This window comes from Burkholderia sp. GbtcB21, from assembly GCF_019091065.1.
Classification (GTDB): Bacteria; Pseudomonadota; Gammaproteobacteria; order Burkholderiales; family Burkholderiaceae; genus Burkholderia; species Burkholderia pyrrocinia_C.
Genome location: NZ_JAGXKA010000003.1, coordinates 68,539 through 91,361, shown reverse-complemented (window position 1 = coordinate 91,361; position 22,823 = coordinate 68,539). Strand labels below are relative to the sequence as shown.

The following is a 22,823-nucleotide window of genomic DNA, read 5'->3' as shown; positions in this document are numbered from 1 at the left end:
CGCCCGCGCGGTCGAACCTGCATCGCCGGAGATTCCCATGAAACGCGTTGCCATTGTCGCTGTCCTGACCCTGCTTGCCGCCGTCAGCTTGCCGGCAGCCGCCGGCGCATCATCGTCCGGCGCCAATGCGCCGGTTCCTGTTCAAGCGCATGCAAAGAATTGCGTCCCGTCCCGCGACGCCGCGTACGACACCCGCTCCCCGTCGAAGGCGCCGCCGATCCGCGTGTGCGTCGGCGATTCCGACACGCAGCTGAACCTGCCGTGGTTCCTGACCGACGTGCTCACCGCAATCGACACGCACCAGTCGCCCGGCGAGCTGCTTCGCAAGATGCGCAACGATTTCTGAATCGCGGCCGGTGCAACGCGCCGGCACCGCATCGATCATTCGACGTCAGGCCGCTTCAGCACCTGCATGAACGTGCCGGCGATACCGGCCCGCATCGCGGGATCGGCAATGCGATCGAGCAGCGCCAGCCATTCCTGTCGTTCACCTTTCGACAGCACTCCATGCTCTCCGTTGATGGCGTCATAGCGCGGCGTACCGTGCGGCCGACTTCGTGCAGCGACCGCTCATGCACCGGCATCGGTTCGACGAAAACGGCGCCGCGTAAAAAATATTTCCTGTCGAGATGCAATCACAAAACTACACCATTTGTTGAATAACAATATTTTGCAATCCCGCGTCGCACCTTATACTTGCCGCGCACCATCCTCGTGCCAAGAGAAGGTGTCTTTCGTCCCGGCCGCACGACCTTGCGGCCGGGGTTTTTTTCGGTGTGCTACGTCGATATACATGTGCCACAGGCACATGTTATGGTCGCGAGCCTCCGGATGAATGGCCGATCGCGAGGTGCCGCCGCCCATGGCCCTCGCGACCGTTGAATCGATTAGCATCGGGATATCGGCGCGCGGGACCCGGCACGACGCATGCTCGCCGTTTGCGCATCGACCGGTTCGGCTTGCGTCTCCATGCGAACAACACGAAAGGCAACTGCGGGAATGTCGGCGCTCACGCCAGGCTCTAAGCCAGTTTTCCAGCGCAGCGGCGCGTGGCCGCGAGTTGTCTTTTTCGTTGCCGTAATCGTTTGCGTGATCGTGCCGACCTTGGCGATCGTGCTTGCCGATCGCTACGCGCGCGATGCCGTCACCACACACGAGCGCGTCACCGCGAACGACATCGTCGCATCGGTGGACCGCATCCTCGACGGCGTCCGTCTGCGACATGCGGACGAGTTGACCGCGCTGGTCGGGCGGCCATGCGCGACGATCTTCCGGACGCTGGCCGAAGTGGGCACTCGCCTGCGCTACCTGCGTGCCGTCGGGCTGGTGAACCACGGTCGCGTCACATGCTCGTCGGCGCTCGGCGCGATCGACGTGCCGCTCGACGCGTACACGCGCGAGCCGAAACCGGGATCGACAATCGTCACGCTGTTGCGCCAGACGCCGTTTCAGCACGACATTCCGGTGCTGTCCGTGTTTCGCGCCACCGCGCGCGGTGCGGGTGTGCTCTACCTGATCGAGGGCGACTACGTGGCCGACGCGCTCGCGCGCGGCGCCCATCACGGCACGGAAACCGCGACCCTGTCGATCGCAGGTTCGGGCCATCTCGACCAGAACGGAAAGTACGCGCCGGAATCGAACGCCGGCCTCGCAGACGGAAGCACGATCGCGTCGCACCGATGGCCGTTCACGGTGTCGGTCGCCGCGTCGACGCACTACGCGTCGCAGGCCCAGCGCCACTATCGGTTGATCTGCATGACGATCGCGCTGCTCGCCGATGGCCTCGTGATCGCCGCCTACCTGCTGGCGATGGCGCCGCGGCGGCTGTTGCTGAAGGCCGTTCGCCAGGCGCTCAGGCGCAACGAGTTCCATGTCGTGTACCAGCCGATCGTCGACGTCCGGACGTGCAGGACAGTCGGCGTCGAGGCGCTGCTGCGCTGGCACCATCCGAAATGGGGGCCAATCAGCCCGGCGCTGTTCATCCCGCAGGTCGAATCGAGCACGATCCTGCCGAAGGTGACGGAATTCGTGCTGCGGACGGCCGTGTCCGAACTGACCGCACTGACGCCGTCCGTGCCGCTGCGCATCGCCGTGAACGTCTCGCCGAAGGATCTCGAAAGCGCGCGGTTCGTGTCCGTCGTCGACGAAACAATCCGCTCGCTGCCGCCCGGCTTTACGCTGGTGCTCGAAGTCACCGAGCGCATCCTGCTCGAAAAGAACGCGCGGACCACCGCGATATTCCATGCGCTCAGGTCGAAAGGCGCGAAGTTCGCGATCGACGATTTCGGCACGAATCACAGCAATCTCGACATGCTGTCGCGCTTTCCGTTCGACTACGTGAAGATCGATCGCCAGTTCACCGCACGACTGAGCGACGGCGGCGCAGGGCTGATCGAGGGGATCGCCGCCGTCGCGCATTACTACGGCTTGAAGATCATCGCCGAAGGCGTGGAGACCGAAGCACAGCATTGCGCGCTGGAGGCGATCGGGATCCAGTACGCGCAAGGCTACCTGTATCAGTGGCCGCAGCGGGCGGAGAACCTGAGGCACGATTGCGCATGGGTGTAGCGGCGTTGCCGCCGAGGTGCGCGGCCCTATTGCGCGCACCTCGAACGCTCAATCCTGCGCGATAGCCGCCGGCTCGATGCCGGCCGCTTCCGGGCGATGCCCGAGCCGCGCGGAAATCGCCCGCCCCGATTCCTTCAGCAATGCGATGTAATGCGCCTTCGTATCCGCGCCGCAGCGCATCGTCGGGAACGAAATCGACAGCCCCGCGATCACGCGGCCGAAACGATCGAACACGGGCACCGCCAGACACATCAGGCCGTCTTCCTGTTCTTCGTTGTCCTCGCCGTAGCCCTGCTGCCGCACATGCGGCAGGATGCTCATCACCGCGTCCGCCGACGACAGCGTCTTCGCGGTCGACTTCCTGAACTCGATGCCGGCCAGCACCGCGCGCGCCTCGTCGGGCGACATCCACGCGAGCAGCACCTTGCCGATCGCCGTGCTGTAGAGCGGATTGCGCCGGCCGATCCGCGACTGCATGCGCAGCCCGTAATCGGCATCGATCTTGTGGATGTAGATGATCGCGTCCTCGTCGAATGCGCCGAGGTGCACGGCTTCGCGCGTCAGTTGCCCGATGCGGCGCATCTCGAGATCGGCCTCGCGCACGAGGTCCACGCTCTCCAGCGCCTTGCTGCCGAGTTCGAACAGCCGGATCGTCAGCCGGTAGCGGTCGGTCTCGCCTTCCTGCGCGACATAACCGAGCGTCTTGAGCGTTTGCAGGAAGCGATGGACCGTCGTCTTCGACATGCCGAGCTGCTGCGACAGCTCGCTGATGCCGATCTCGCGGCGATCGCCGAGCGCCGCGAGGATCGTGAAGACCTTCCCGACGGCCGCGACCGAATCGGCCTTCTCCGCGGCGCCAGCCGCCGACGGGTCGGCCTGCGGTGCCACGTTCGCCTGATCGCGCTTGCGCTGCCTGGGCGTTGCTGTCATGTCCGTGAATCCGTAGATGCGAATCGGGAGAGCATAACGCGTCCGCCGCGCAATACCGTCAGCGTGCGAGCCACCCGCCGTCGACGGCGAGCGTGTGGCCGTGCACGTAGTCCGATGCACGCGACGCGAGGAACACGGCCGCGCCCGCGAGATCGTCGGGCACGCCCCAGCGGCCGGCCGGGATGCGGCCGAGGATTTCGTCGCTGCGCCGGCTGTCCTCGCGCAGCTGCGCGGTGTTGTCGGTCTCCATGTAGCCGGGCGCGATCGCGTTCACGTTGATCCCGCGCGCGGCCCATTCGTTCGCGAGCAGCCGCGTGAGGCCCAGCACACCGCTCTTCGACGCCGTGTATGAAGGCACGCGGATGCCGCCCTGGAACGACAGCATCGACGCGATGTTCACGATCTTGCCGCCGCGCCCCTGCCGCACCATCTGCCGCGCCACCGCCTGCGACAGGAAGAACACGCTCTTCAGGTTCACGTCGACGACGGCGTCCCAGTCCGCCTCGGTGAAATCGAGCGCATCGCAGCGGCGGATCACGCCCGCGTTGTTGACGAGGATGTCGACCTGGCCGAACGCATCGACCGCGCCGCCGACGATTCGCTCGACCGGCTCCAGCGTCGACAGGTCCGCGCGCACGTCGACGAAACGCCGCCCCGCCGCCGCGACACGCGCCGACGTCGCATCCGGCGCCGAGCGATTCGCGCCGACGATGTCGCAGCCGGCCGACGCGAGCGCGATGGCCATCGCCGCGCCGAGCCCCGTGTTGCAACCGGTGACGATCGCGACCTTGCCGGTCAGGTCGAACAGGCCGGCGAGCGCGGAACGCGCATCGGCGGAAGGAAGATCGGGGTTGTCGCGTTTCATGGTGTCAGCGCAGATCGGCGACGGCGATGTGGTCCATGTCCTTGAACACCTGGTTCTCGCCGACCATCCCCCAGATGAACGTGTACGCCTTCGTGCCGACGCCCGAGTGGATCGACCAGCTCGGCGAGATCACCGCCTGCTCGTTGTGCACGACCACGTGGCGTGTTTCCCGCGGTTCGCCGAGCATGTGGAACACGGCCGCGTCGTCGGCGAGGTTGAAGTAGAAATACACCTCCATCCGGCGCTCGTGCGTATGGCACGGCATCGTGTTCCACAGGCTGCCCGGCTCGAGCTTCGTCATCCCCATCGACAGCTGGCACGTGGGCAGCACGTCGGGCACGATGAACTTGTAGATCGTGCGGCGATTGCTCGTCGCCGCATCGCCGAGCGTTTCGGGCGACGCCTGCGCAAGCGTGATGGTGCGCGTCGGATACGCGGTGTGCGCGGGCGCGCAGTTCACGTAGAACTTCGCGGGATGCGCGCGATCGTCGCTGCCGAACACGACGCCCTGCCCGCCTTGCCCGATGTAGATCGCCTCCTCGGTACCCACCGCGTGACGCTGCCCGTCGACCTCGACCCAGCCGGGCCCGCCGATGTTGATCGCGCCCAGTTCGCGCCGCTCCAGCAGATGGCTCACGCCGATCGCGGCGCCGAGTGATGCGGGCACCTCGACCGGCCGCGTGGCCGGCCACGCACCGCCGACGATGATGCGATTGATATGGCTGTAGGTGAGCGACAGCCCGTCCGGCTCGAACACGTTTTCCACCAGGAAAGCCGGCGCAGGCCGGCCGTGTCGAGCGCTTTCGCGTGTTCGCTGTGGATGCCCTGCCGCACTTCCATGCCGGTTCTCCATGGGGGATGGACACGCCGCCGATGCCTGTGCGGCCGACGGTCATACGATGAATTGAAGCACAAATTTTTCAGATTCGGAACGATGAACCGGATTTTTTGCATCGCGCCAACGCGCAATTAATCCCTTTTTTATCAGCAATTTATGAAGTTACGGGTATACGACTACCCGACAAATTCATAAAAACGGACCGACGTTCCGAATCATGTCCTATAGTCAGTCAGCAGACATCATTTGACAACGGGACGCATCGACGTCCACGGAGGAGACGTGAAGCTGAAACAGGCCATCGACCGCATTCCCGGCGGGCTCATGCTGGTCCCGATGCTGCTCGGCGCGTGCGTGCATACGTTCGCACCGAACGCCGGGAAGTATTTCGGCTCGTTCACCAACGGCCTGATCGCGGGCACGGTGCCGATCCTCGCCGTGTGGTTCTTCTGCATGGGCGCGACGATCAACCTGCGCGCGACGGGCGTCGTGCTGCGCAAATCGGGCACGCTGCTCGCGACGAAGATCCTGGTCGCGTGGCTCGCGACGCTGATCGCCGCGCGGTTCATCCCCGACGACGGCATCCGGACGGGCCTGTTCGCGGGCCTGTCGCTGCTCGCGATCACGACGTCGATGGACATGACCAACGGCGGCCTCTATGCGGCCGTGATGCAGCAGTACGGCAGCAAGGAGGAAGCCGGCGCGTTCGTGCTGATGTCGATCGAATCGGGGCCGCTCGTCAGCATGCTGATCCTCGGCGCGGCCGGCGTCGCGGTGTTCGAGACGCGGCTGTTCGTCGGCGCGGTGCTGCCGTTCCTGATCGGCTTCACGCTCGGCAATCTCGATGAGGACCTGCGCGAGCTGTTCGGACGCTGCGTGCATCCGCTGATCCCGTTCTTCGGCTTCGCGCTCGGCAACGGCATCGATCTCAACGTGATCGCGAAAAGCGGCCTGCCGGGCATCGCGCTCGGGCTCGCGGTGATCGTCGTGACGGGCGTGCCGCTGATTCTTGCCGACAAATTCGTCGGCGGCGGCAACGGCACGGCGGGTCTTGCTGCGTCATCGACGGCCGGCGCAGCGGTCGCGAACCCGGCGATCATCGGCGAGATGATTCCGAAGTTCAAACCGATGGTGCCGGCCGCGACCGCGATCGTCGCGACTGCTTGCCTCGTCACGGCGATCCTCGTGCCGATTCTGACGGCGATGTGGGCGCGGCGGGCGGCGCGGGCAAGCGGTGCGTCGCTGCCGTCGATGGCCGCACGGCCCGCGCATGGAAGCCCGATCGAGCATGAAGGCCATGTGTGATGCGCTTTTGACGTCGTTCCCCACTCCCGTCACAGGAAATCCGTTCGCCATGTCATTGCTCAAGCGCTTCGGCGCCGCTGCCCGTTTCGTCGCCGTTGCCGCGCTGCTTGCCGGAAGCGCCGCCGCTCACGCCGCCGATGCCGATGCCGAGCGCGTCGCGCATGCGGTCGAGCGCCTGCGCGTCGCGATGCTCGACAGCAACGGCGCCGCGCTGCGCACGCTCGTCGAGGACGATCTCACCTATGGCCACTCGTCCGGCCAGTTGCAGGACCGCGCCGCATTCCTGAAGACGCTCGACGGCACGCACGCGTTCCAGTCGATCGCACTGTCGGGCCAGACGGTGACGGTGAGCGGCGACAGCGCATGGGTGCGCCATACGTTCGATTCCGTCAACAACCTGCCGGACGGCAAGACGAGCACCGCGCATATCGGCGTGCTGCAGGTGTGGAAGCGGCATCCGGACGGATGGCGGCTGTTCGCGCGGCAAGCGTATTTGCTGCCGAAGGAGTGACGGCGCTATCCCGCGGCATCGTGCAGCGCAGTCGCACCGTCCCGATCCCGTCCGCTCCGGAGCGTCGCGCGGCTCCGGAGCGCATCGCGCTACAACGCCATCCCGCCGTCGATCGTCAGGCTCGATCCCGTCATGTATCCCGATTCGGCACTCGCGAGCCATGCCACCAGCGATGCAATCTCGTCCGGGCTGCCGGCCCGCCGCAGCGGAATCAGCGGGCGAATCCGGTCGAGGTGATCGGCCGTCATGTCGGTCTCGACCGGCCCCGGCTGCACGTTGTTGATCGTGATCCCGCGCGGTGCGAGATCGACGGCGATGCCCTTGACCATCACGGCCACCGCGGCCTTCGTCATCGAATAGACGCTCGACCCCGGATGCCCGCTGCGCACGGCCGTGTTGCTGCCGATCGTGACGATCCGGCCGCCGTGCGTCAGGTGCGCGGCGCCGGCCTGGACGGCCAGGAACACGCCCCGCACGTTGACCGCCAGCATCCGGTCGAGATCGTCGACGCTGACCTCGGCCACGTCGCCCAGCTTCAGGATGCCCGCATTGACCACGACGACATCGAGCCGCCCGAAGCGCCCGACCGCCTGCGCGACGGCCTGGCGGATCTCGTCCGCGTTCGCGCTGTCGGCCCGGATCGCCAGCGCAGCCCGCCCGCTCGCTTCGATCGCGGCAGCGGTTTCCTGCGCGCGCTCGGGCGCCGAGACGTAGGTGAACGCGACATCCGCGCCGTCGGCCGCGAGCCGCCGGGCGATGGCCGCGCCGATCCCGCGCGACCCGCCGAATACGATCGCGGCCTTGCGTGCGCCGCCGGAAATGCCTGTCATGATTCGCTCCTTTATGGACTGATCAGTCAATAAGTATCCAAAAAAACGCCGGCAGCCATGCCGGCGCGTTGTCTTGCGTGTATCGGTATCAGCGCGCCCTGAGGCGATCAGTCGCGAATTCCGCAGTCGTGCGCAACGCCTGCAGCTTCGACCCGGCACGCGCGCCGAGCTGGATACCCTGCATCGTCGTCAGGATGAAACTCGCGGCCTCGCGCGCATCGATTGCACGGTCGATCTCGCCCGCGTCCTGCCCTTCGCGGACGCGCGCGACGATCTGCTTGTGCAGCATCGCACCGGCTTTCTCGCGCAGCTCGGCCAGCTCGGGATCGGCCGTGCCGAATTCGCAGATCGCATTGACGCCCATGCAGCCGAGCACGCGCTCGGACGCGTTGCCGGCGATCACGCCGAGCAGCAGCGCCTCGATACCCGCGATCGCGGACGCCGATGCCGTCAGGCGTGCGACGTGGCCCGACACGCTGTCCGACTGGTAGCGTTCGAGCGCTTCGACGTACAGCCTGCGCTTGTCGCCGAACGCGTTATAGAGGCTCTGCCTGCCGATCTGCATCGCACTCAGCAGGTCATCGGTGGACGTCGCGGCATAGCCCTTCTCCCAGAACACGCGCAACGCACGCTCCAGTGCCTCGTCCCGATCGAATTCACGTGGTCTCACCATTGCCGCAGAATAGGCGTTATGGACAGATCAGTCAATAAACCGATATCGCTCCATCCCCATTTCATCCATGCCCGCGTCAGGCACGGACCCCGCCCAAGCGCTAAAATCCGCCGCCTGGGCATCCACGACGAGCAAGCGTTTTGACTGCGTTCGAGCAGGGTTTCATCCTCACCCGCCACTGGCGGGACACCGCGACCGGCATCGAGATCGAGTTCTGGCTGGCAACCGAACACGGTCCGCGCCGCGTGCGGTTGCGCCCGCAGGAAGCCGTCGCGTTCATCCCGGCCGAACAGCAGGCGCTCGCCGAACGCACACTGGCTGGCGAACGCGATGCGGAATTGCGCCCGCTCGCATTGCGCGATTTCAGCCGGCGCCCGGTCGTCGGTCTCTATTGCCGGCGCTATCGCCACCTGTCCGGGCTCCAGAAGCGCCTCGCGGCGGCCGGCGTCGACGTCTACGAAGCCGATGTGCAGCCGCCCGACCGCTACGCGATGGAGCGCTTCATCACGGCATGCGTGCAGTTTCGCGGCCAGCCCGGTAACGACGGCACGCTGACCGGCGGCGAGCTGAAACCCGCGACCGGCTACCGCCCGGCGCTGCGCTGCGTGTCGCTCGACATCGAAACCAGCGTCCACGGCGAGCTGTATTCGATCGCGCTCGAAGGCTGCGGCCAACGGCAGGTCTACATGCTCGGGCCGCCGAACGGCGATGCCGACGCGAGCGCCATCGACTTCCGTCTCGACTACTGCGACAGCCGGCCCGCGATGCTCGCGCGGCTGAACGACTGGTTCGACGAACACGATCCCGATGCGGTGATCGGCTGGAACCTCGTGCAGTTCGACCTGCGCATCCTGCATGCGCACGCGGAGCAATACGGCGTGCCGCTGAAGCTCGGGCGCGGCGGCAGCGTGCTCGACTGGCGCGCGCACGGCCAGCAGCCCGACCACTTCTTCGCGGGCGCGGCCGGCCGCCTGATCCTCGACGGCATCGACATGCTGAAATCCGCGACGTGGACGTTCCCGTCGTTCAGCCTCGAATACGTGTCGCAAGCGCTGCTCGGCGAAGGCAAGTCGATCGACAATCCGTACCAGCGGATGGACGAGATCCAGCGCCGCTTCGACCACGACAAGCCCGCGCTCGCGCACTACAACCTGAAGGACTGCGAGCTCGTCACGCGTATCTTCGACAAGGCCGACCTGCTGTCCTTCGCGCTCGAACGCGCGAGCGTCACGGGGCTCGCGGCCGATCGCACCGGCGGGTCGGTCGCGGCGTTCACGCACCTGTACCTGCCGCGCATGCACAGGCTCGGCTATGTCGCACCGAACCTCGGCGACGTGACGGGGCAGAACAGCCCCGGCGGCTTCGTGATGGATTCGCGCCCCGGGCTGTACGACTCGGTGCTCGTGTTCGACTACAAGAGCCTCTATCCGTCGATCATCCGCACGTTCCTGATCGATCCCGTCGGGCTGATCGAAGGGCTCGCGAACCCCGGCGACGACGCGTCGGTGCCGGGTTTTCTCGGCGCGCGCTTCTCGCGCACCGCGCACTGCCTGCCCGATATCGTGCGCCGCGTGTGGGAAGGCCGCGACGATGCGAAACGGCAGCGCAACGCGCCGCTGTCGCAGGCGCTGAAGATCATCATGAATTCGTTCTACGGCGTGCTCGGCTCGACGGGCTGCCGCTTCTTCGACCCGCGCCTCGCGTCGTCGATCACGATGCGGGGCCACGAGATCATGCACCGCACGCGCGAGCTGATCGAAGCTCAGGGTTACGAAGTAATCTACGGCGATACCGATTCGACGTTCGTGTGGCTCGGTCGCGCGCACGACGACGACGAAGCCGGCGCCAAGGGCCGCGCGCTCGTCGAGCACGTGAACCGCTGGTGGCACGCGCACCTGCGCGACCACTTCGGGCTCGAAAGCGCGCTGGAACTGCAGTACGAGCGGCATTACCGGCGGTTCCTGATGCCGACCGTGCGCGGTGCGGAAGAAGGCAGCAAGAAGCGCTACGCGGGCCTCGCGGCGACGGCCGACGGCGGCGAGGACCTCGTCTTCAAGGGGCTCGAAACGGTGCGTACCGACTGGACGCCGCTCGCGCAGCAGTTCCAGCGCGAGCTGTACCGGCGCGTGTTCAGACGCGAGCCGTACCAGGATTTCATTCGCGACACCGTGCAGCGCACGCTCGCCGGCGAATTCGACGACCAGCTCGTCTACCGCAAGCGCGTGCGCCGGCCGCTGCGCGAGTACGAGCGCAACGTGCCGCCGCATGTGCGCGCGGCGCGGATCGCCGACGAGTTCAACCAGGCGCAAGGCCGGCCGATGCAGTACCAGCGCGGCGGCTGGATCAGCTACGTGATGACGACGGCCGGCCCCGAGCCGCTCGAAACGATGCGTTCGCCGATCGACTACGCGTTCTACCTGAGCCGCCAGTTGCAGCCCGTCGCCGATGCGATCCTGCCGTTCCTGCGCGACGATTTCGAACGCGTGATCTCCGGGCAGGGGCAGCTGTTCGGCGACTGATGCAACGGCGCTGCGCACGCCACCGCAACCTCTCCTCCGCCTGACGTCGATCTTCGTCGTGTTGCGCGCGCATCACTCACTCTGACTCATTCAGGAACACAGTTGGTCAGGAATCGCCATTTATCCGGCCGGTCCGGGTTCCTAAACTTGTCTCGTCGGTTCAGCGAAGCAAATTCGCGCCGAACCGCAACGCAATCGTCTGAGGAAACCGTGAAATCCATCATCGTCACCATCGCCACTGTCGCCGCTACCGCCACTGCTCTTCTCGCCGCACCGGCCGCGTCGTACGCGCAATCGTCGCACTCGACGCTCACGCGCGCACAAGTGCGCCAGGAACTGCTCGACCTCGAATCGGTCGGCTACGAGCCGATTGCCGGCGACGGCGACAACTATCCGGGCGATATCGTCGCCGCGCAGGAACGCCTGGCCGCCAAGCGCCTCGCCGAACGCAAGAGCGCGGAAGCCGCCTACGGGGCGAACGGCGCAGCGGGCTCGGATTCGGGCGCGCCGGCGGTTGCGCCGGTAAGGCAATAACGCGCTGCCGGTCGTTTCTGAGGAGCAGGCCCTTCCGGGCCGCCGGCGACCGGGACCTCCATGGCGCGTAGCGTTGCTCGCTGTCGCCCGGGCGGCCAGGCACCCGATACGACGCAAGCACGGAACCGGAAGCCGGAGGAGCGCCCGTCCGGCTAAAATACCGGCCTGCCGCGCCTCCTGCCGCGGCCGGAGGACATCAATCATGACCGCACGTCGCGGAGCCGCGGTCGTCATCGCGCCCAGCCACGAGACAGCCAGCCTGTCGAAAGCCCAGAAGGCGTTCAACACGCTCGTCGAGCAAATCGAAAAAAGGCGCGAACATCTCGGTGCGTGGGAAGCCGTCATGCCGGTCTTCCAGAAAAAATTCGTCGACGGGCTGTTGCCGCTCGAACAGGCATCGACGGCATTGCGGATCAGCTTGCTCAATCTGCTCGACGACGCGTTCCTGCAGAAGGGTTTGAGCAAGGCCGAGCAGCGCACGCTGTCCGCACTGATCGCCGATATGGCGCGCAACCTGCTCGACGTCAGCGACGACGCGCAGCTGAAAGTCATCTACAACCGGCACAGCGCATCCGACAACGAAGGCAACGCAGCGGCCGATATCGAGCAGATGAAGCCGGAACCGGAGCCGATGCCGCGCATTGAACCGGCAGACGACCTCGACACGCTATCGCCCGACGAACTGATCGAGCGCATGCAAGCCGAACAGGACGAACAGTTCAAGCGCGACATGGCCGCCCACGAGGCCCGCGAGGCACAGCGCGCGAAGCGCAAGAAAGCACCCCGGCAATCGGCCGCGGCAGCCAAACGCGAAGCCGAGCAGGCCGAATCGAGCAAGTCGATCCGCGAGGTCTATCGCAAGCTCGCGAGCGTGCTGCATCCCGATCGCGAAACCGATCCCCGTGAACAGCAACGCAAGACGGTGCTGATGCAGCGGGTCAACCACGCTTATGCGAAGGGCAATCTCCTGCAACTGCTGGAGCTGCAACTGGAGATCGAGCAGATCGACCGGCGCGCGATCGCCGGCCTCGGTGAAGATCGGCTGACGCGCTACAACGGCATCCTGGAGGAACAGATCCGCGAGCTGGATCAGGAGATCCAGCACGTCGAGACCGGTTTCCGGCGGACTTACGGCATCGCGTCGTCGGTCAAGGTGGCACCCGATACCGTGATGCGCATGCTCACGCGCGACATTGCCGGCATGCAGCGCAGCAACCACGACCTGACCGTGGCGCTGCGCGAATTCGACGATCCGGAAAACGTCCGGGACTGGCTGAAGGACATGAAGCGCCGGCCGGCTTCCTCCCGCTTCGACGACGATCCGTTTTAAGCGCGCACGCGCTGTACCCGCAGAACGTCGAGCGTCACTGCGGCTCGCCCATCCCGCCCATCAGCGTCATCAACTGTTCGCGCAGCCACCGGCTGCCCTGGTCCTGATCGGCGCTGCGATGCCAGTAGCAGAAGTATTCGAGCCCCGGCATCTCGAACGGCAGTTCGAGGATCCGCGCCGGATAGCGCTGCAGCAGCCGCAGCGGCGCCGTCAGCGCGAGATCGCCGCGCATCGCGATCAGCGGCGCGACCATGTAGTGCTGCACGCGCATCTGGATATTGCGGCGCAGCCCGAGTCGCGTCAGTTCCGCGTCGACGTGCCCGCTGCCCTTGCGGCGGCTCGACACGTGGATGTGCCCCATCGACAGGTAGTCGTCCATGGTCAGCGTGTCGCCCTTGAACGGGTGGTCGTCGCGGATCATGCACGCGTAGCGGTCGCGCACGAGCAGCGCCTGGTGCAGATGCGGATCGCCGATCAACGGCGCGTCGATCGCGATGTCGACCGAGCCGTTCGCGAGCGCGGTGGCCACTTCGCGGCGGTCCATCGTGTAGCTGCGCACATGCATGCCGGGCGCATGCGTTTGCAGCAGTTCGCCGAGCGCCGGCAGCAGCAGCGCTTCGGTGAGGTCGCTCATGCTGAGCCGGAACACGCGCGCCGACGAAGCGGGATCGAACACGTCGCCTTCGTGCGCACTCGAATCGAGCAGCTGCAGCGCCTCGCGCACGCGGCCGACGATGTTCTCGGCCATCGGCGTCGGCATCATCCCGGCCGGCGTGCTGACGAACAGCGGATCGTTCAGCGTCTTGCGCAGCCGTGCCAGCGCGTTGCTGACGGCCGGCTGCGTGAGGTTCAGCACCTCGGCCGCCCGCGTCAGGTTGCGCTTGTTGTAGATCGCCTCGAATACGACGAACAGGTTCAGATCAATCTTCGAAAGGCGCATCGCCGGATCTCCTTGCCGGCATCTTAAGGCGTGCGCCGTTCGTTCGTCCATGCCGGCCCCGCGAGCGGCACCAGACGCGTTGCGCATCCCGGTGCGCCGCTCAACCGCGCGGCGGCGGCGTCAGGTAACGCGCGGTCGAGCCCGGCTCGCCGTCCTTGATCTCCATCCGCGCGATCGCCTGCAGGTGCACCTCGTCCGGGCCGTCGGCGAAGCGCAGCGCGCGGCCCCAGGTCCACAGATCGGCGAGCGGCGTATCGGGGCTCAACCCCGCCGCGCCGAACACCTGCATCGCGCGGTCGCAGACGTCCGTATACACGGTCGGCACGAGCGCCTTGATCATCGAGATTTCCTTGCGCGCGGCCTTCGCGCCGACCTTGTCGATCATCCACGCGGCCTTCAGCACCAGCAGGCGCGCCTGGTCGATCTCGATGCGCGAGCGCGCGATCCATTCGCCGACGGTGCCGTGCCGGTTCAGCGGCTTGCCGAACGCGACGCGCGACTGCGCGCGATCGACCATCAGCTCCAGCGCGAGCTCGGCCGCGCCGATCGAACGCATGCAGTGATGGATGCGGCCCGGCCCGAGGCGGGCCTGCGCGAGCGCGAAGCCGCTGCCTTCGTCGCCGAGCAGGTTGCGCGCCGGCACGCGCACGTTGTCGAACGTGATCTCGCAGTGCCCTTCCGGCGCGTGATGATTGACCACCGTGATGTTGCGCACGATCGTCACGCCCGGCGTGTCGCGCGGCACGAGGATCATGCTCTGCTGCTGGTGCGACTCGGCGTCGGGATCGGTCTTGCCCATCACGATGAAGATCTTGCAGTTCGGATGCGCGGCGTTGGTGATGAACCACTTGCGGCCGTTGATCACGTACTCGTCGCCCGCGCGCTCGATGCGCGTCGTGATGTTCGTCGCATCCGACGACGCCACGTCGGGCTCCGTCATCGCGAACGCCGAACGGATCTCGCCGCGCAGCAGCGGCAGCAGCCACTGCTCGCGCTGCTCGGGCGTCGCGAACATGTGCAGCAGCTCCATGTTGCCCGTGTCCGGCGCGTTGCAGTTGAACACCTCCGACGCCCAGCTCACGCGCCCCATGATCTCGGCGAGCGGCGCGTATTCGAGGTTCGTCAGGCCCGTGCCGGGCTCGTCGCCCTTCAGGTGCGGCAAGAACAGGTTCCACAGCCCCTCCGCCTTCGCGCGTTCCTTCAGTTCCTCCATGAACGACACGGGATACCGGCCCGCATGCACTTCGTCGTTCCACTGGCGGATGCGCGGCACGATGTGTGCGTCCATGAATGCGCGCACGCGCTCGCGCAGTTCTTCCACTTTCGGGGTGTAGCCAAAGTCCATGATCGACTCCTCGAGATTCCGTTTTTCCGTTCGGTCAGAAGGCCGAGACACCGCCGTCGACGGCGACGGCCTGCCCGGTCAGGTAAGTGTTTTCCTTCGCGCACAGCGTCAGCATCGTCGCGACGATTTCGTCGGGCCGGCCGAGCCGCTTCATCGGCGAGCCCTGCGCGAGAAAATCCTGGCGATCGCCGATATCGCTGTCGGTGACCATCGGCGTCGTGCTGTAGAACGGGCACACCGCGTTCACGCGAATGCCGTGACGCGCGTATTCGAGCGCAGCCGTCTTCGTGAGCCCGACCACCGCATGCTTCGACGCCGCGTACGCGGCCAGCTTCGGCGCGCCGCCGAGCCCGGCCATCGACGCGACGTTCAGGATCACGCCTTCGCGCTGCGCGAGCATCTGGCGGATCTGGTGCTTCATCCCGAAGAACACGCCCTTCGCGTTCACCGCGAAGCTCAGGTCGAGATCGGCTTCGTCGGTATCGATCAGCGCCTTCATCGGCGGTGCGATGCCCGCGTTGTTGATGCCGACGTCGAGCCGCCCGAAACGCGCGGCGGCTTCGTGCACCAGCGCCGCGACGTCCGCTTCGACACGCACGTCGCAGCGCTGCGCGATCACGTCGGCGCCGGCCGCGCGCAGTGGCGCGGCCACGCGTTCGAGCGCTTCGCCGTTCAGGTCGCCGAGTACCAGCCGCGCGCCCATCGCGGCCAGTTCGCTCGCGAGCAACGCGCCGAAGCCGCTTGCGGCGCCGGTGATCATCACGGCCTGCCCGGCGTAGCTGTCGATTTTCATCGTGCGCTCAGATCGTCAGGCCGCCGTCGACGACGATGCATTCGCCGTTCGTGTAGCTCGCCGCGTCCGACACGAGATACAGCACGGTGCCGGCCATCTCGCGCGGCTCCGCGTGGCGGCGCAGCGGGATCTTCGCCATCCAGTTCTCGTAGATGTCCTTGTCGGCGAACAGCGCGCCCGCGAACTTCGTTTTCGTCAGGCCCGGCAGCAGCGCGTTCACGCGAATGCCGAGCGGCCCGCATTCCTTCGCGAACGCCTTCGTCATGTTGACGACCGCAGCCTTCGTGATCGAGTAGATGCCCTGACGATCGCCCGGCTGCAGCGCGTTCACCGACGCGGTGTTGACGATCGCGCCGCCGCCGTGCGTCTTCATCAGCTTGCCGGCCTCGACCGACATGAAGAAGTAGCCGCGGATGTTCACGTCGACGGTCTTCTCGTACGCAGCGAGATCGGTATCGAGGATGTGCCCGAAATACGGGTTCGCGGCCGCGTTGTTCACGAGGATGTCGAGCCGCCCGTGCTTGCCGCGGATATGCTCGAACGTCGCGGCGATATCTTCCAGCCGCCCGACGTGGCACGCCAGCGCCTCGGCGCGGCCGCCCGCCGCGACGATCGCGTCGGCCACGGCCCGGCAGTCGTCGAGCTTGCGGCTCGACACGATCACGTGTGCGCCCTGCTCTGCAAGCAGCTTCGCGATTTCCTCGCCGATGCCGCGGCTCGCGCCCGTCACCAGCGCGATCTTGCCGGTCAGGTCGAACAGATTCGTTGCCATGTCGTTGTGCTCCTCCATTGATGGTTTGTCATGTCGCCGTTCTGCGATCCCGGCGATGTCAGCGATTTCAGTGATTTCAGCGATGCGCGTCGATCACGCCGACGGCCAGTTCGGCCAGCCGCCCGGCCATTTCGCCGACGCGCAGCGCTTGCTCGCTCGACGCGTTGCCCTGCAGCGCGCGCGCCTTCACGCCCTGCGCGATCGCCGCGAGGCGGAAGAAACTGAACGCGAGATAGAAGTGCCAGTCGCGGATCGGCTCGATCCCGCGCAATTCGCAATAACGCGCGACGATCGCCGCTTCGTCCGGTACGCCGAGTTCGGCGCGATCCAGGCCCGCGATCCCGCGCACCTGCCCGCCGGACGGCAGCCGCAGGCACATGCAGAAATACGCGAGATCGGCGAGCGGGTTGCCGAGCGTCGACAGTTCCCAGTCGAGCACGGCCTGCACGCGATAGCTGTCGCGCGCGAACATCAGGTTGTCGATCCGGAAATCGCCGTGCACCAGCGCCGGCCGGCCCGTGTCCTCGGGGCACGCCTTCGGCAGCCAGTCGATCAGCGTCTCCATCGCGTCGAGGCGCCCGGTTTCGGCCGCGCGATACTGCTTCGTCCACACGCCGATCTGGCGCTCGAAGTAGTTGCCGGGGCGGCCGTAGTCGGCGAGGCCCACCGCGTCGACATCGATGTCGTGCAACGCGGCCATCGTCCGCAGCAGCGCGTCGTAGCACGCCGCGCGATCGGCCTTCGGCAGTTCCGGCAGCGCGGGATCCCAGAAGATCCTGCCGTCCTCGAAGCTCATCACGTAGAACATGCTGCCGATCACGTCGCGGTCGACGCACAGGTGATACGGACGCGCGACCGGCACCGCGGTGCCCGACAGCGCGGTCAGCACGCGGAATTCGCGGTCGACCGCATGCGCGGATTTCAGCAGTTCGCCCGGCGGCTGGCGGCGCAGCACGTAGCGGCCGCTCTTCGCGTGCAGCAGGAAAGTCGGATTCGACTGGCCGCCGGCAAACTTCTCCGTGTCGACCGGGCCTTCGAAGCCCGGCACGTGCGCTTCCAGATAGCGCGTGAGGCGGGCTGTGTCGAGTTGCTGGGAAGGGTTCGTCATCGTCGCGATCGTTCGTGGGTCAGCCGTAGGTTCGCAGCGCGAGTCGTTCGGGATCCTCCAGATGCGGGATGCCGTTGAACGACGCGAGGTGGAACGCATCGGCGTTGAAGAAAAACTGCGAAAGACTGCTGTTGCGGATCTGCAGGTTCAGCGCGATCGCGCTCGACGGCGGCGCCGCGAGCACCTGCTGCACGGTGACCGCGATCGGGCCGCCGGAGCTCACCGCGAGCACGCGCTGGCCGCCGCCGTGGCGGATCGCGGCGCGCGCATCGGCGACGCGCTGCTGGAACTGCGCCCAGGTCTCGGGGGCCGCATCGCCGAGCTTGTCCTCGGACCACAGCTGCAGCACCTGCCGGAGCGCACGGAAATATTCCTTCATCGATCCGTCTGCGCGCCGCGCGATCTCCGGATAGTCGCCGGCGGCCGCCGCGAACAGCCCGTGGAAATCGTATTCGTTCAGGCCCGGATGACGGTCGTACGGCACGCCTTCGCGGCCCATCCCGCGCAGGATCGCGTCGACCGTCTGCGCGTGGCGGTTCAGCGTGCCGCAGATCACACGGTCGAACACCAGGCCCTGCCGCGCGAAGTATTCGCCGAGCCAGACGCCCTGCTGCTCGCCGGCCGCGGAAAGCCGGTCGTAGTCGTCGGTGCCGAACGACGCCTGCCCGTGCCGTACCAGAAAGAGTTCAGCCATCGCATGCCTGCCGGATCAGAAGGATTCAGCATAGCGAGCGGGGGTGCATTTTTGAAATTTATTTTCTGAATCGACCAGTATTCATTTCATGAATTCAACCGCCCCGGCCTGACTCGTTCGTGAGACGCCGCCCGGCGGCACGCAAATTGCGGCGCCAACCGCCGTCAAGTCGACAACGTTCCAGGAGGGATGCGATGCTCGGTACCATCCTTATCGTCATACTGATTTTGTTGCTCATCGGAGCATTTCCTACATGGCCGCACAGCCGAAGCTGGGGCTACTGGCCATCGAGCACGGTCGGGCTGATCGTCGTCATCGTCGTCGTGCTGGTGCTGCTGGGTCAAATTTGACGTCCGGCGGCGCCGGTCGTGCTGCCGGGAAGCCTGTTCGGGGCCGGTTACGCCGGCCGCGTGAATCCGGATCAGCACTTCGCCGCGCCCCGGCGGCGTCCTGCCGGGAGCGCGGCCGCATGGCGCCGCTTACTCGCGCGTCCAGCCGTTCTGATAGAGCTGCCCGGCCAGCACACCGAGGCGCGACGCAAGCACGTAGTTCTCGCCGTCCTCGATCAGCGCCGAACGCACGTCGCGGAACAGCTTCTCGATCGGGAACTCGCGCGTGGTGCCGTTGCCGCCGAACAGCTGGAACGCCTCGTGCGTGATCTTCATCGCTTCCTCGGTCACGCTCACCTTGGCCTGCGCGGTTGCATACGGATGGCTCTGCGGCGACAGGCGCGAGAACGCGAGGCTGCGGCGCGCGATCGCACGCGCCATCTCCAGCCGGCGCAGCATCTCGCCGATGCGCAGGTGCGTCATCTGGTGATCCATCAGCAGCGCGCCGCCCTGCTTGCGCTCGTGGCAATACGCGAGCGCCAGTTCGAACGCGGCGCGCGCCGCGCCGACGAACACCTGGCACATGTGCGTGCCGGCGTACGACCACGTCGAAGCGAGGTTGCCGAGATAGTCGTCCTTCAGCGCGACCGCGAAGCGCTTCGGCACCTTCACGTTGTCGAAATAGATCTCGCCCTGCGGCAGCGCGCGCTGGCCGATCTTGTCGAGCGGCTTGCCGCGCGACACGCCCGGCAGATCGAGCGGCAGGATCATCGCGATGCCGTTCGTGAATGCGCTGCGCTCGCCTTCGCCGTAGAACCCGTCGCCGTAGTCGGCCGCCATGTATGCGAGCGCGACCTGCGCGACCGACCCGTTCGAGATCCACGCCGAGCTTTGCCCGTTGATCACGATTTCATCGGCGCCGACCTTCGCGGACACGTTGCCCACCGGCTGCCTGCCGTTCGCGCTGAGTTCCTGCCGATACAGTATGGCCGCGTCCGACCCGCGATCGGGCTGCGTGTTCATCCAGCAGCCGACCTTGCCAGCGCACATCTCGATCAGTTCCTGATTGCCGACCGTCTGCGCCATCATCAGCGGCATCGTCGCGGCGCCGATCGATACGGCGAGGCCCGAATCGCCCCAGCCGAGTTCCTCGCCGATCAGCGACTCGATGCGCACGGCCGTCTCTGGCGGAAACTGCGCGATCAGTTGCGGATCGAGCCCGAGCTTCGCACTCTCGACGATCGCGGCCCAGTACGGCGAGCCGGGTGCGATCACCTCCTCCGGCGTCATCCGGTCGAGCTCGCGGCCGATCGGCCGCAGCACGTCGCGCGCAAAGCGGTGAACCGTGTGCTGGATTGCGCTTTCCTCTTCGCTCAGCGGCGTCTCGAAGCCGGTCAAGCCGACCAGCGGCAGCGCCGCGGACTTGTTCAGACGAATCATCTCCGTTCTCCTCCTGGACTCGAATCATGTCGACCAGGCAGCGGACGCGCCCGGCCATCCCACATCTAGTAATACATACCAAACATAGGTCATCATGACAAATACAGGGAGCAAAAAAAAGACAGGGTATTCCCCTGTCTGCTCCTGCGTGGCGGCTGTGAGGTCCGGCCGCTATTTGCCGGCGGGCACCGCTAACGTGCCATAGGCGAGCGCGCGAGACGTCGCCGCGAAATACGCGTCGAGCGCCTGCGTGTGCCGCCCGGTGCCGTACTGCATCGCGAGGCCGTCCGCCAGCGCGATGAGCATCGTCGCCGCATGCCGGCTGTCGGCCGCGCTGAATGCGGGATTGACGGTGCGCAGCAGTTGCGCGAGATCACGCGTCAGCGTCGCATACCATTCGTCGTAAAGCTTGAAGCACTCGGGATCGGTCGCCGCGAACGACAGGAAGTGCCGGAACAGTGCGTTGTACTTGGCATCCTTCGCATCTCGGATCGAGCGCTCCACGATCTCCTCGAACACGTCGCGCGGCGACGCGTCGCTGCTGAGCGCGCGCTTCATGTCGTCCAGGTACGTATCGATGACCGGCTCGATGACGGCCCGCAATACGGCGATCCGGGTCGGGAAGTAGTACTGCAGATTACTGACGCTGATGCCTGCCGCCGCGGCAACCGCGCGCTGCGAGAATTCCAGCGGGCCGCCTTCCAGCAGCAGCTTCCGCGCGACACGAATAATCGTGTTGCGGGTGCGCAGGCCTTGCGCCCGCAAACCGTCCGGGTTGCTTGCCGCTGCGGTGGTGGCAGTCGAAGTGCGCCGCTTTTTGCCGCTGCGCTGCTCGTTGGGCACTGTCATCGTGTTCGTCGTGAAGGTGGCGTTTCGGCTTCGTCGAATTGACGCTCCGTACCTTACGGAGCGCCAACGACTATACCCGATGCGAGCCTCATTTTCCATCGAGCCGCCCGTCGGCGGGGCAGTCCGGCCGGATGCACGTTTCAGCGTCGTGACGATCGCTTGCGCCGCTACATCTTCCGCGCCTTGCGGTTCACGCGCTCGTCGAGCAGGTTCGCGACGCCGAGCATCGCATTCATCGCGCACCATCGCAGCGGCTCCGGCGGCACCGATGGCGTCTTGTGCGTCAGCGCCTCGAGCAGCGGCGATTGCTCGCCCTGGATCCGCTCGGCCAGCACGCGCCCGATCAGCGACTGCGTGCCCACGCCATGCCCCGAGCATCCGGCCGTATAAAACACGTTCCCGTGCTTGCCGGCCGCGCCGACCACCGGCAACGCGTCGCCGGCGAACGAGATATAGCCGCTCCAGCACGCGCGCACCGGCACGTTGCCCAGTTGCGGAAAGCGCGCGTGCAGCGCCTTCACGAGCGCGCGATACGCGTCGTCGTCCGGCACGTTCGGCGTCTGCGAACCGTAGACGTAATGCAGCCGCTTGGTCGTCAGCAGCAGCGTGTTGCGGGCGGTGAGGCGATGGCTCTCCATCGTCAGGTGCGACGTGACGATGCCCTCGCGACGCGGCCAGCCGAGCGCCGCGAGTTGCGCATCGGACAGCGGCTCGGTTTCGAGCGCCGACACGCGCAACGGCATCACCTTGTCGCCGAGCAGGCCGAGCTGCGGCGTGTAGGCGTTGGTGGCGAGCACCAGCACCGGCGCACTCGCGCTGCCGCGTGCCGTGCGCACGCGCACCGTCTCGCCTTCGTCGAAATCGAGCAGCGCGGTGTTCTCGTAGAGCTTCACGCCGGCCGCGAGCGCGGCGCGCCGCAACCCCGTCACGTACTTGCCGGGATCGAGCGTGCCGCCGCCCGGCACATACGCGCCGAACAGGAAGGCCGGCGGAATCCCGCGCGCGCGCATCGCCGCGCCGTCGAGAAACTGCGCGGGCGAGCCGAGTTCGATGCCGGTTTCCATGCTCTCGCGCAAACGCTTCTCCTGCGACGGATGCACGCCCGCGCGGATGATGCCCGACGCACGGTAGTCGCAGTCGATCGCATATTCGGCGAGCTTGCGCTCGACGTAGGCCACGCCTTCGTCGTAAAAGCCGACGATCTGCTTTGCCTGTTCGCGCCCGACGCGCTTGAGAAACAGCTCGTATTCGAGCCCCTGGCCACCGGCGAGATAACCGGCGTTGCGCCCGCTCGCGCCGAAGCCCGCGAACTCGCGTTCGAGCACGACGACGCTCGCGCCGCGCGCGGCCAGTTCCAGTGCGGTGGACAGGCCGGCAAAACCGGCGCCGACGACGATCACGTCCGCGCGGACGTCGCCTTCGAGCTGCGGCTGCGCATCATCCGGCGCCTCGATCCATCCGCCGACGGGACGATACTTCTGCAACGCGGCGTCGGCCCGGATTTCCTCGCCCCAGCGCGCCAGCGGCCCGGCCGCGGCCGCGCCCACTGCCTGCATCGACGCCGCCGCGCCGACGCCGTCCGGCGCGCGCCGCGCCGCCTGCCCTGCCCGCCCGAGCGCCATCGCGCCATGTGCGTCGCTCATGTCCGCC

22 protein-coding genes and 1 pseudogene are annotated in these 22,823 nt (G+C 66.6%); 8 read left to right on the top strand and 15 right to left on the bottom strand.

All coding sequences use genetic code 11. The annotated features are described in order from the left end of the window. The first annotated feature begins 37 nt into the window (after positions 1–37). Entirely contained in the window at positions 38–346 is a 309-nt protein-coding gene (locus KVT39_RS08470) for a hypothetical protein (RefSeq protein WP_217588485.1), read from the top strand. Positions 347–381: 35 nt separating this feature from the next. On the opposite strand, the gene KVT39_RS38410 is transcribed toward KVT39_RS08470, so the two are convergent. Then, positions 382–504, bottom strand: a complete 123-nt coding sequence (locus KVT39_RS38410; protein WP_306795569.1) for a hypothetical protein — start codon at positions 502–504, stop codon at positions 382–384. Positions 505–969: 465 nt separating this feature from the next. Between KVT39_RS38410 and KVT39_RS08465 the strand changes: the two genes are divergently transcribed. Beyond that, on the top strand, positions 970–2,568 hold the full coding sequence (locus KVT39_RS08465; protein WP_217588482.1) for an EAL domain-containing protein: 1,599 nt from the start codon (positions 970–972) through the stop codon (positions 2,566–2,568). Between the two features lie 48 nt (positions 2,569–2,616). On the opposite strand, the gene kdgR is transcribed toward KVT39_RS08465, so the two are convergent. From kdgR to kduI, 3 genes and pseudogenes are all read right to left on the bottom strand, one after another. Beyond that, a complete protein-coding gene (gene kdgR, locus KVT39_RS08460) occupies positions 2,617–3,498 on the bottom strand; it encodes a DNA-binding transcriptional regulator KdgR (protein WP_034181056.1) in 882 nt (293 codons plus the stop codon). Between the two features lie 58 nt (positions 3,499–3,556). After that, a complete protein-coding gene (gene kduD, locus KVT39_RS08455) occupies positions 3,557–4,363 on the bottom strand; it encodes a 2-dehydro-3-deoxy-D-gluconate 5-dehydrogenase KduD (protein ID WP_034181055.1) in 807 nt (268 codons plus the stop codon). 4 nt (positions 4,364–4,367) lie between these two features. After that, a pseudogene (kduI, locus tag KVT39_RS08450) lies at positions 4,368–5,203 on the bottom strand (5-dehydro-4-deoxy-D-glucuronate isomerase). Positions 5,204–5,483: 280 nt separating this feature from the next. On the opposite strand from kduI, the gene kdgT reads away from it, so the two are divergent. Continuing rightward, a complete protein-coding gene (gene kdgT, locus KVT39_RS08445) occupies positions 5,484–6,506 on the top strand; it encodes a 2-keto-3-deoxygluconate transporter (protein ID WP_034181053.1) in 1,023 nt (340 codons plus the stop codon). A 49-nt stretch (positions 6,507–6,555) separates the two neighbouring features. After that, positions 6,556–7,017 (top strand): nuclear transport factor 2 family protein, encoded by a 462-nt coding sequence (locus KVT39_RS08440; protein WP_034181052.1) that lies wholly within the window; start codon positions 6,556–6,558, stop codon positions 7,015–7,017. 89 nt (positions 7,018–7,106) lie between these two features. Here KVT39_RS08440 and KVT39_RS08435 read toward each other — a convergent pair whose 3' ends face one another. Beyond that, entirely contained in the window at positions 7,107–7,847 is a 741-nt protein-coding gene (locus KVT39_RS08435) for an SDR family oxidoreductase (protein WP_131948177.1), read from the bottom strand. An 88-nt stretch (positions 7,848–7,935) separates the two neighbouring features. Beyond that, positions 7,936–8,520: a TetR/AcrR family transcriptional regulator gene (locus tag KVT39_RS08430; protein ID WP_217588481.1), complete on the bottom strand. Its 585-nt coding sequence runs from the start codon at positions 8,518–8,520 to the stop codon at positions 7,936–7,938. 140 nt (positions 8,521–8,660) lie between these two features. Between KVT39_RS08430 and KVT39_RS08425 the strand changes: the two genes are divergently transcribed. The 3 genes from KVT39_RS08425 to KVT39_RS08415 all read left to right on the top strand — a co-directional run bounded on the left by KVT39_RS08425 (position 8,661) and on the right by KVT39_RS08415 (position 12,903). After that, positions 8,661–11,039, top strand: a complete 2,379-nt coding sequence (locus tag KVT39_RS08425; RefSeq protein ID WP_217588480.1) for a DNA polymerase II — start codon at positions 8,661–8,663, stop codon at positions 11,037–11,039. A 210-nt stretch (positions 11,040–11,249) separates the two neighbouring features. Further along, on the top strand, positions 11,250–11,573 hold the full coding sequence (locus tag KVT39_RS08420; protein WP_034181049.1) for a DUF4148 domain-containing protein: 324 nt from the start codon (positions 11,250–11,252) through the stop codon (positions 11,571–11,573). Positions 11,574–11,775: 202 nt separating this feature from the next. Continuing rightward, positions 11,776–12,903, top strand: a complete 1,128-nt coding sequence (locus tag KVT39_RS08415; protein ID WP_217588970.1) for a J domain-containing protein — start codon at positions 11,776–11,778, stop codon at positions 12,901–12,903. 34 nt (positions 12,904–12,937) lie between these two features. Here KVT39_RS08415 and KVT39_RS08410 read toward each other — a convergent pair whose 3' ends face one another. The 6 genes from KVT39_RS08410 to KVT39_RS08385 form a co-directional block, all read right to left on the bottom strand. Further along, positions 12,938–13,843, bottom strand: a complete 906-nt coding sequence (locus KVT39_RS08410) for a LysR family transcriptional regulator (protein WP_217588479.1) — start codon at positions 13,841–13,843, stop codon at positions 12,938–12,940. A 100-nt stretch (positions 13,844–13,943) separates the two neighbouring features. After that, the gene (locus KVT39_RS08405) at positions 13,944–15,188 is read right to left on the bottom strand and encodes an acyl-CoA dehydrogenase family protein (RefSeq protein WP_217588477.1); all 1,245 of its coding nucleotides are present in this window, start codon (positions 15,186–15,188) and stop codon (positions 13,944–13,946) included. Positions 15,189–15,222: 34 nt separating this feature from the next. Then, complete coding sequence (locus KVT39_RS08400; protein WP_217588476.1) at positions 15,223–15,981, bottom strand: SDR family NAD(P)-dependent oxidoreductase; 759 nt, start codon at positions 15,979–15,981, stop codon at positions 15,223–15,225. Positions 15,982–15,988: 7 nt separating this feature from the next. Further along, positions 15,989–16,753, bottom strand: coding sequence for an SDR family oxidoreductase (locus tag KVT39_RS08395; RefSeq protein WP_111020410.1), 765 nt, complete (start codon positions 16,751–16,753; stop codon positions 15,989–15,991). Between the two features lie 76 nt (positions 16,754–16,829). Further along, a complete protein-coding gene (locus KVT39_RS08390; protein WP_217588475.1) occupies positions 16,830–17,861 on the bottom strand; it encodes a phosphotransferase in 1,032 nt (343 codons plus the stop codon). Between the two features lie 19 nt (positions 17,862–17,880). Further along, positions 17,881–18,555, bottom strand: a complete 675-nt coding sequence (locus KVT39_RS08385) for a histidine phosphatase family protein (RefSeq protein ID WP_131948186.1) — start codon at positions 18,553–18,555, stop codon at positions 17,881–17,883. A gap of 194 nt (positions 18,556–18,749) precedes the next feature. Between KVT39_RS08385 and KVT39_RS08380 the strand changes: the two genes are divergently transcribed. Continuing rightward, positions 18,750–18,905: a DUF3309 family protein gene (locus KVT39_RS08380; protein WP_072438058.1), complete on the top strand. Its 156-nt coding sequence runs from the start codon at positions 18,750–18,752 to the stop codon at positions 18,903–18,905. A 129-nt stretch (positions 18,906–19,034) separates the two neighbouring features. Here the strand turns inward: KVT39_RS08380 and KVT39_RS08375 are convergent, their stop codons facing one another. The 3 genes from KVT39_RS08375 to KVT39_RS08365 form a co-directional block, all read right to left on the bottom strand. Beyond that, positions 19,035–20,324 (bottom strand): acyl-CoA dehydrogenase family protein, encoded by a 1,290-nt coding sequence (locus tag KVT39_RS08375; protein ID WP_217588472.1) that lies wholly within the window; start codon positions 20,322–20,324, stop codon positions 19,035–19,037. A gap of 171 nt (positions 20,325–20,495) precedes the next feature. After that, a complete protein-coding gene (locus KVT39_RS08370) occupies positions 20,496–21,173 on the bottom strand; it encodes a TetR/AcrR family transcriptional regulator (RefSeq protein WP_217588968.1) in 678 nt (225 codons plus the stop codon). Between the two features lie 167 nt (positions 21,174–21,340). Then, on the bottom strand, positions 21,341–22,816 hold the full coding sequence (locus KVT39_RS08365) for an FAD-binding oxidoreductase (RefSeq protein WP_217588471.1): 1,476 nt from the start codon (positions 22,814–22,816) through the stop codon (positions 21,341–21,343). Positions 22,817–22,823 lie beyond the last annotated feature (7 nt).

Excerpts from the sequence above, each read along its gene's own strand:
- KVT39_RS08440 (WP_034181052.1), top strand. The coding sequence starts at position 6,556 with ATGTCATTGCTCAAGCGCTTCGGCGCCGCTGCCCGTTTCGTCGCCGTT.
- KVT39_RS08395 (WP_111020410.1), bottom strand. The coding sequence starts at position 16,753 with ATGGCAACGAATCTGTTCGACCTGACCGGCAAGATCGCGCTGGTGACG.
- KVT39_RS08370 (WP_217588968.1), bottom strand. The coding sequence starts at position 21,173 with ATGACAGTGCCCAACGAGCAGCGCAGCGGCAAAAAGCGGCGCACTTCG.
- kduD (WP_034181055.1), bottom strand. The coding sequence starts at position 4,363 with ATGAAACGCGACAACCCCGATCTTCCTTCCGCCGATGCGCGTTCCGCG.
- KVT39_RS08465 (WP_217588482.1), top strand. The coding sequence starts at position 970 with ATGCGAACAACACGAAAGGCAACTGCGGGAATGTCGGCGCTCACGCCA.
- KVT39_RS08400 (WP_217588476.1), bottom strand. The coding sequence starts at position 15,981 with ATGAAAATCGACAGCTACGCCGGGCAGGCCGTGATGATCACCGGCGCC.
- KVT39_RS08435 (WP_131948177.1), bottom strand. The coding sequence starts at position 7,847 with ATGACAGGCATTTCCGGCGGCGCACGCAAGGCCGCGATCGTATTCGGC.
- KVT39_RS08405 (WP_217588477.1), bottom strand. The coding sequence starts at position 15,188 with ATGGACTTTGGCTACACCCCGAAAGTGGAAGAACTGCGCGAGCGCGTG.
- KVT39_RS08430 (WP_217588481.1), bottom strand. The coding sequence starts at position 8,520 with ATGGTGAGACCACGTGAATTCGATCGGGACGAGGCACTGGAGCGTGCG.
- KVT39_RS08375 (WP_217588472.1), bottom strand. The coding sequence starts at position 20,324 with ATGATTCGTCTGAACAAGTCCGCGGCGCTGCCGCTGGTCGGCTTGACC.
- KVT39_RS08390 (WP_217588475.1), bottom strand. The coding sequence starts at position 17,861 with ATGACGAACCCTTCCCAGCAACTCGACACAGCCCGCCTCACGCGCTAT.
- KVT39_RS08380 (WP_072438058.1), top strand. The coding sequence starts at position 18,750 with ATGCTCGGTACCATCCTTATCGTCATACTGATTTTGTTGCTCATCGGA.
- KVT39_RS08470 (WP_217588485.1), top strand. The coding sequence starts at position 38 with ATGAAACGCGTTGCCATTGTCGCTGTCCTGACCCTGCTTGCCGCCGTC.
- KVT39_RS08385 (WP_131948186.1), bottom strand. The coding sequence starts at position 18,555 with ATGGCTGAACTCTTTCTGGTACGGCACGGGCAGGCGTCGTTCGGCACC.
- KVT39_RS08415 (WP_217588970.1), top strand. The coding sequence starts at position 11,776 with ATGACCGCACGTCGCGGAGCCGCGGTCGTCATCGCGCCCAGCCACGAG.
- KVT39_RS08410 (WP_217588479.1), bottom strand. The coding sequence starts at position 13,843 with ATGCGCCTTTCGAAGATTGATCTGAACCTGTTCGTCGTATTCGAGGCG.
- kdgR (WP_034181056.1), bottom strand. The coding sequence starts at position 3,498 with ATGACAGCAACGCCCAGGCAGCGCAAGCGCGATCAGGCGAACGTGGCA.
- KVT39_RS08365 (WP_217588471.1), bottom strand. The coding sequence starts at position 22,816 with ATGAGCGACGCACATGGCGCGATGGCGCTCGGGCGGGCAGGGCAGGCG.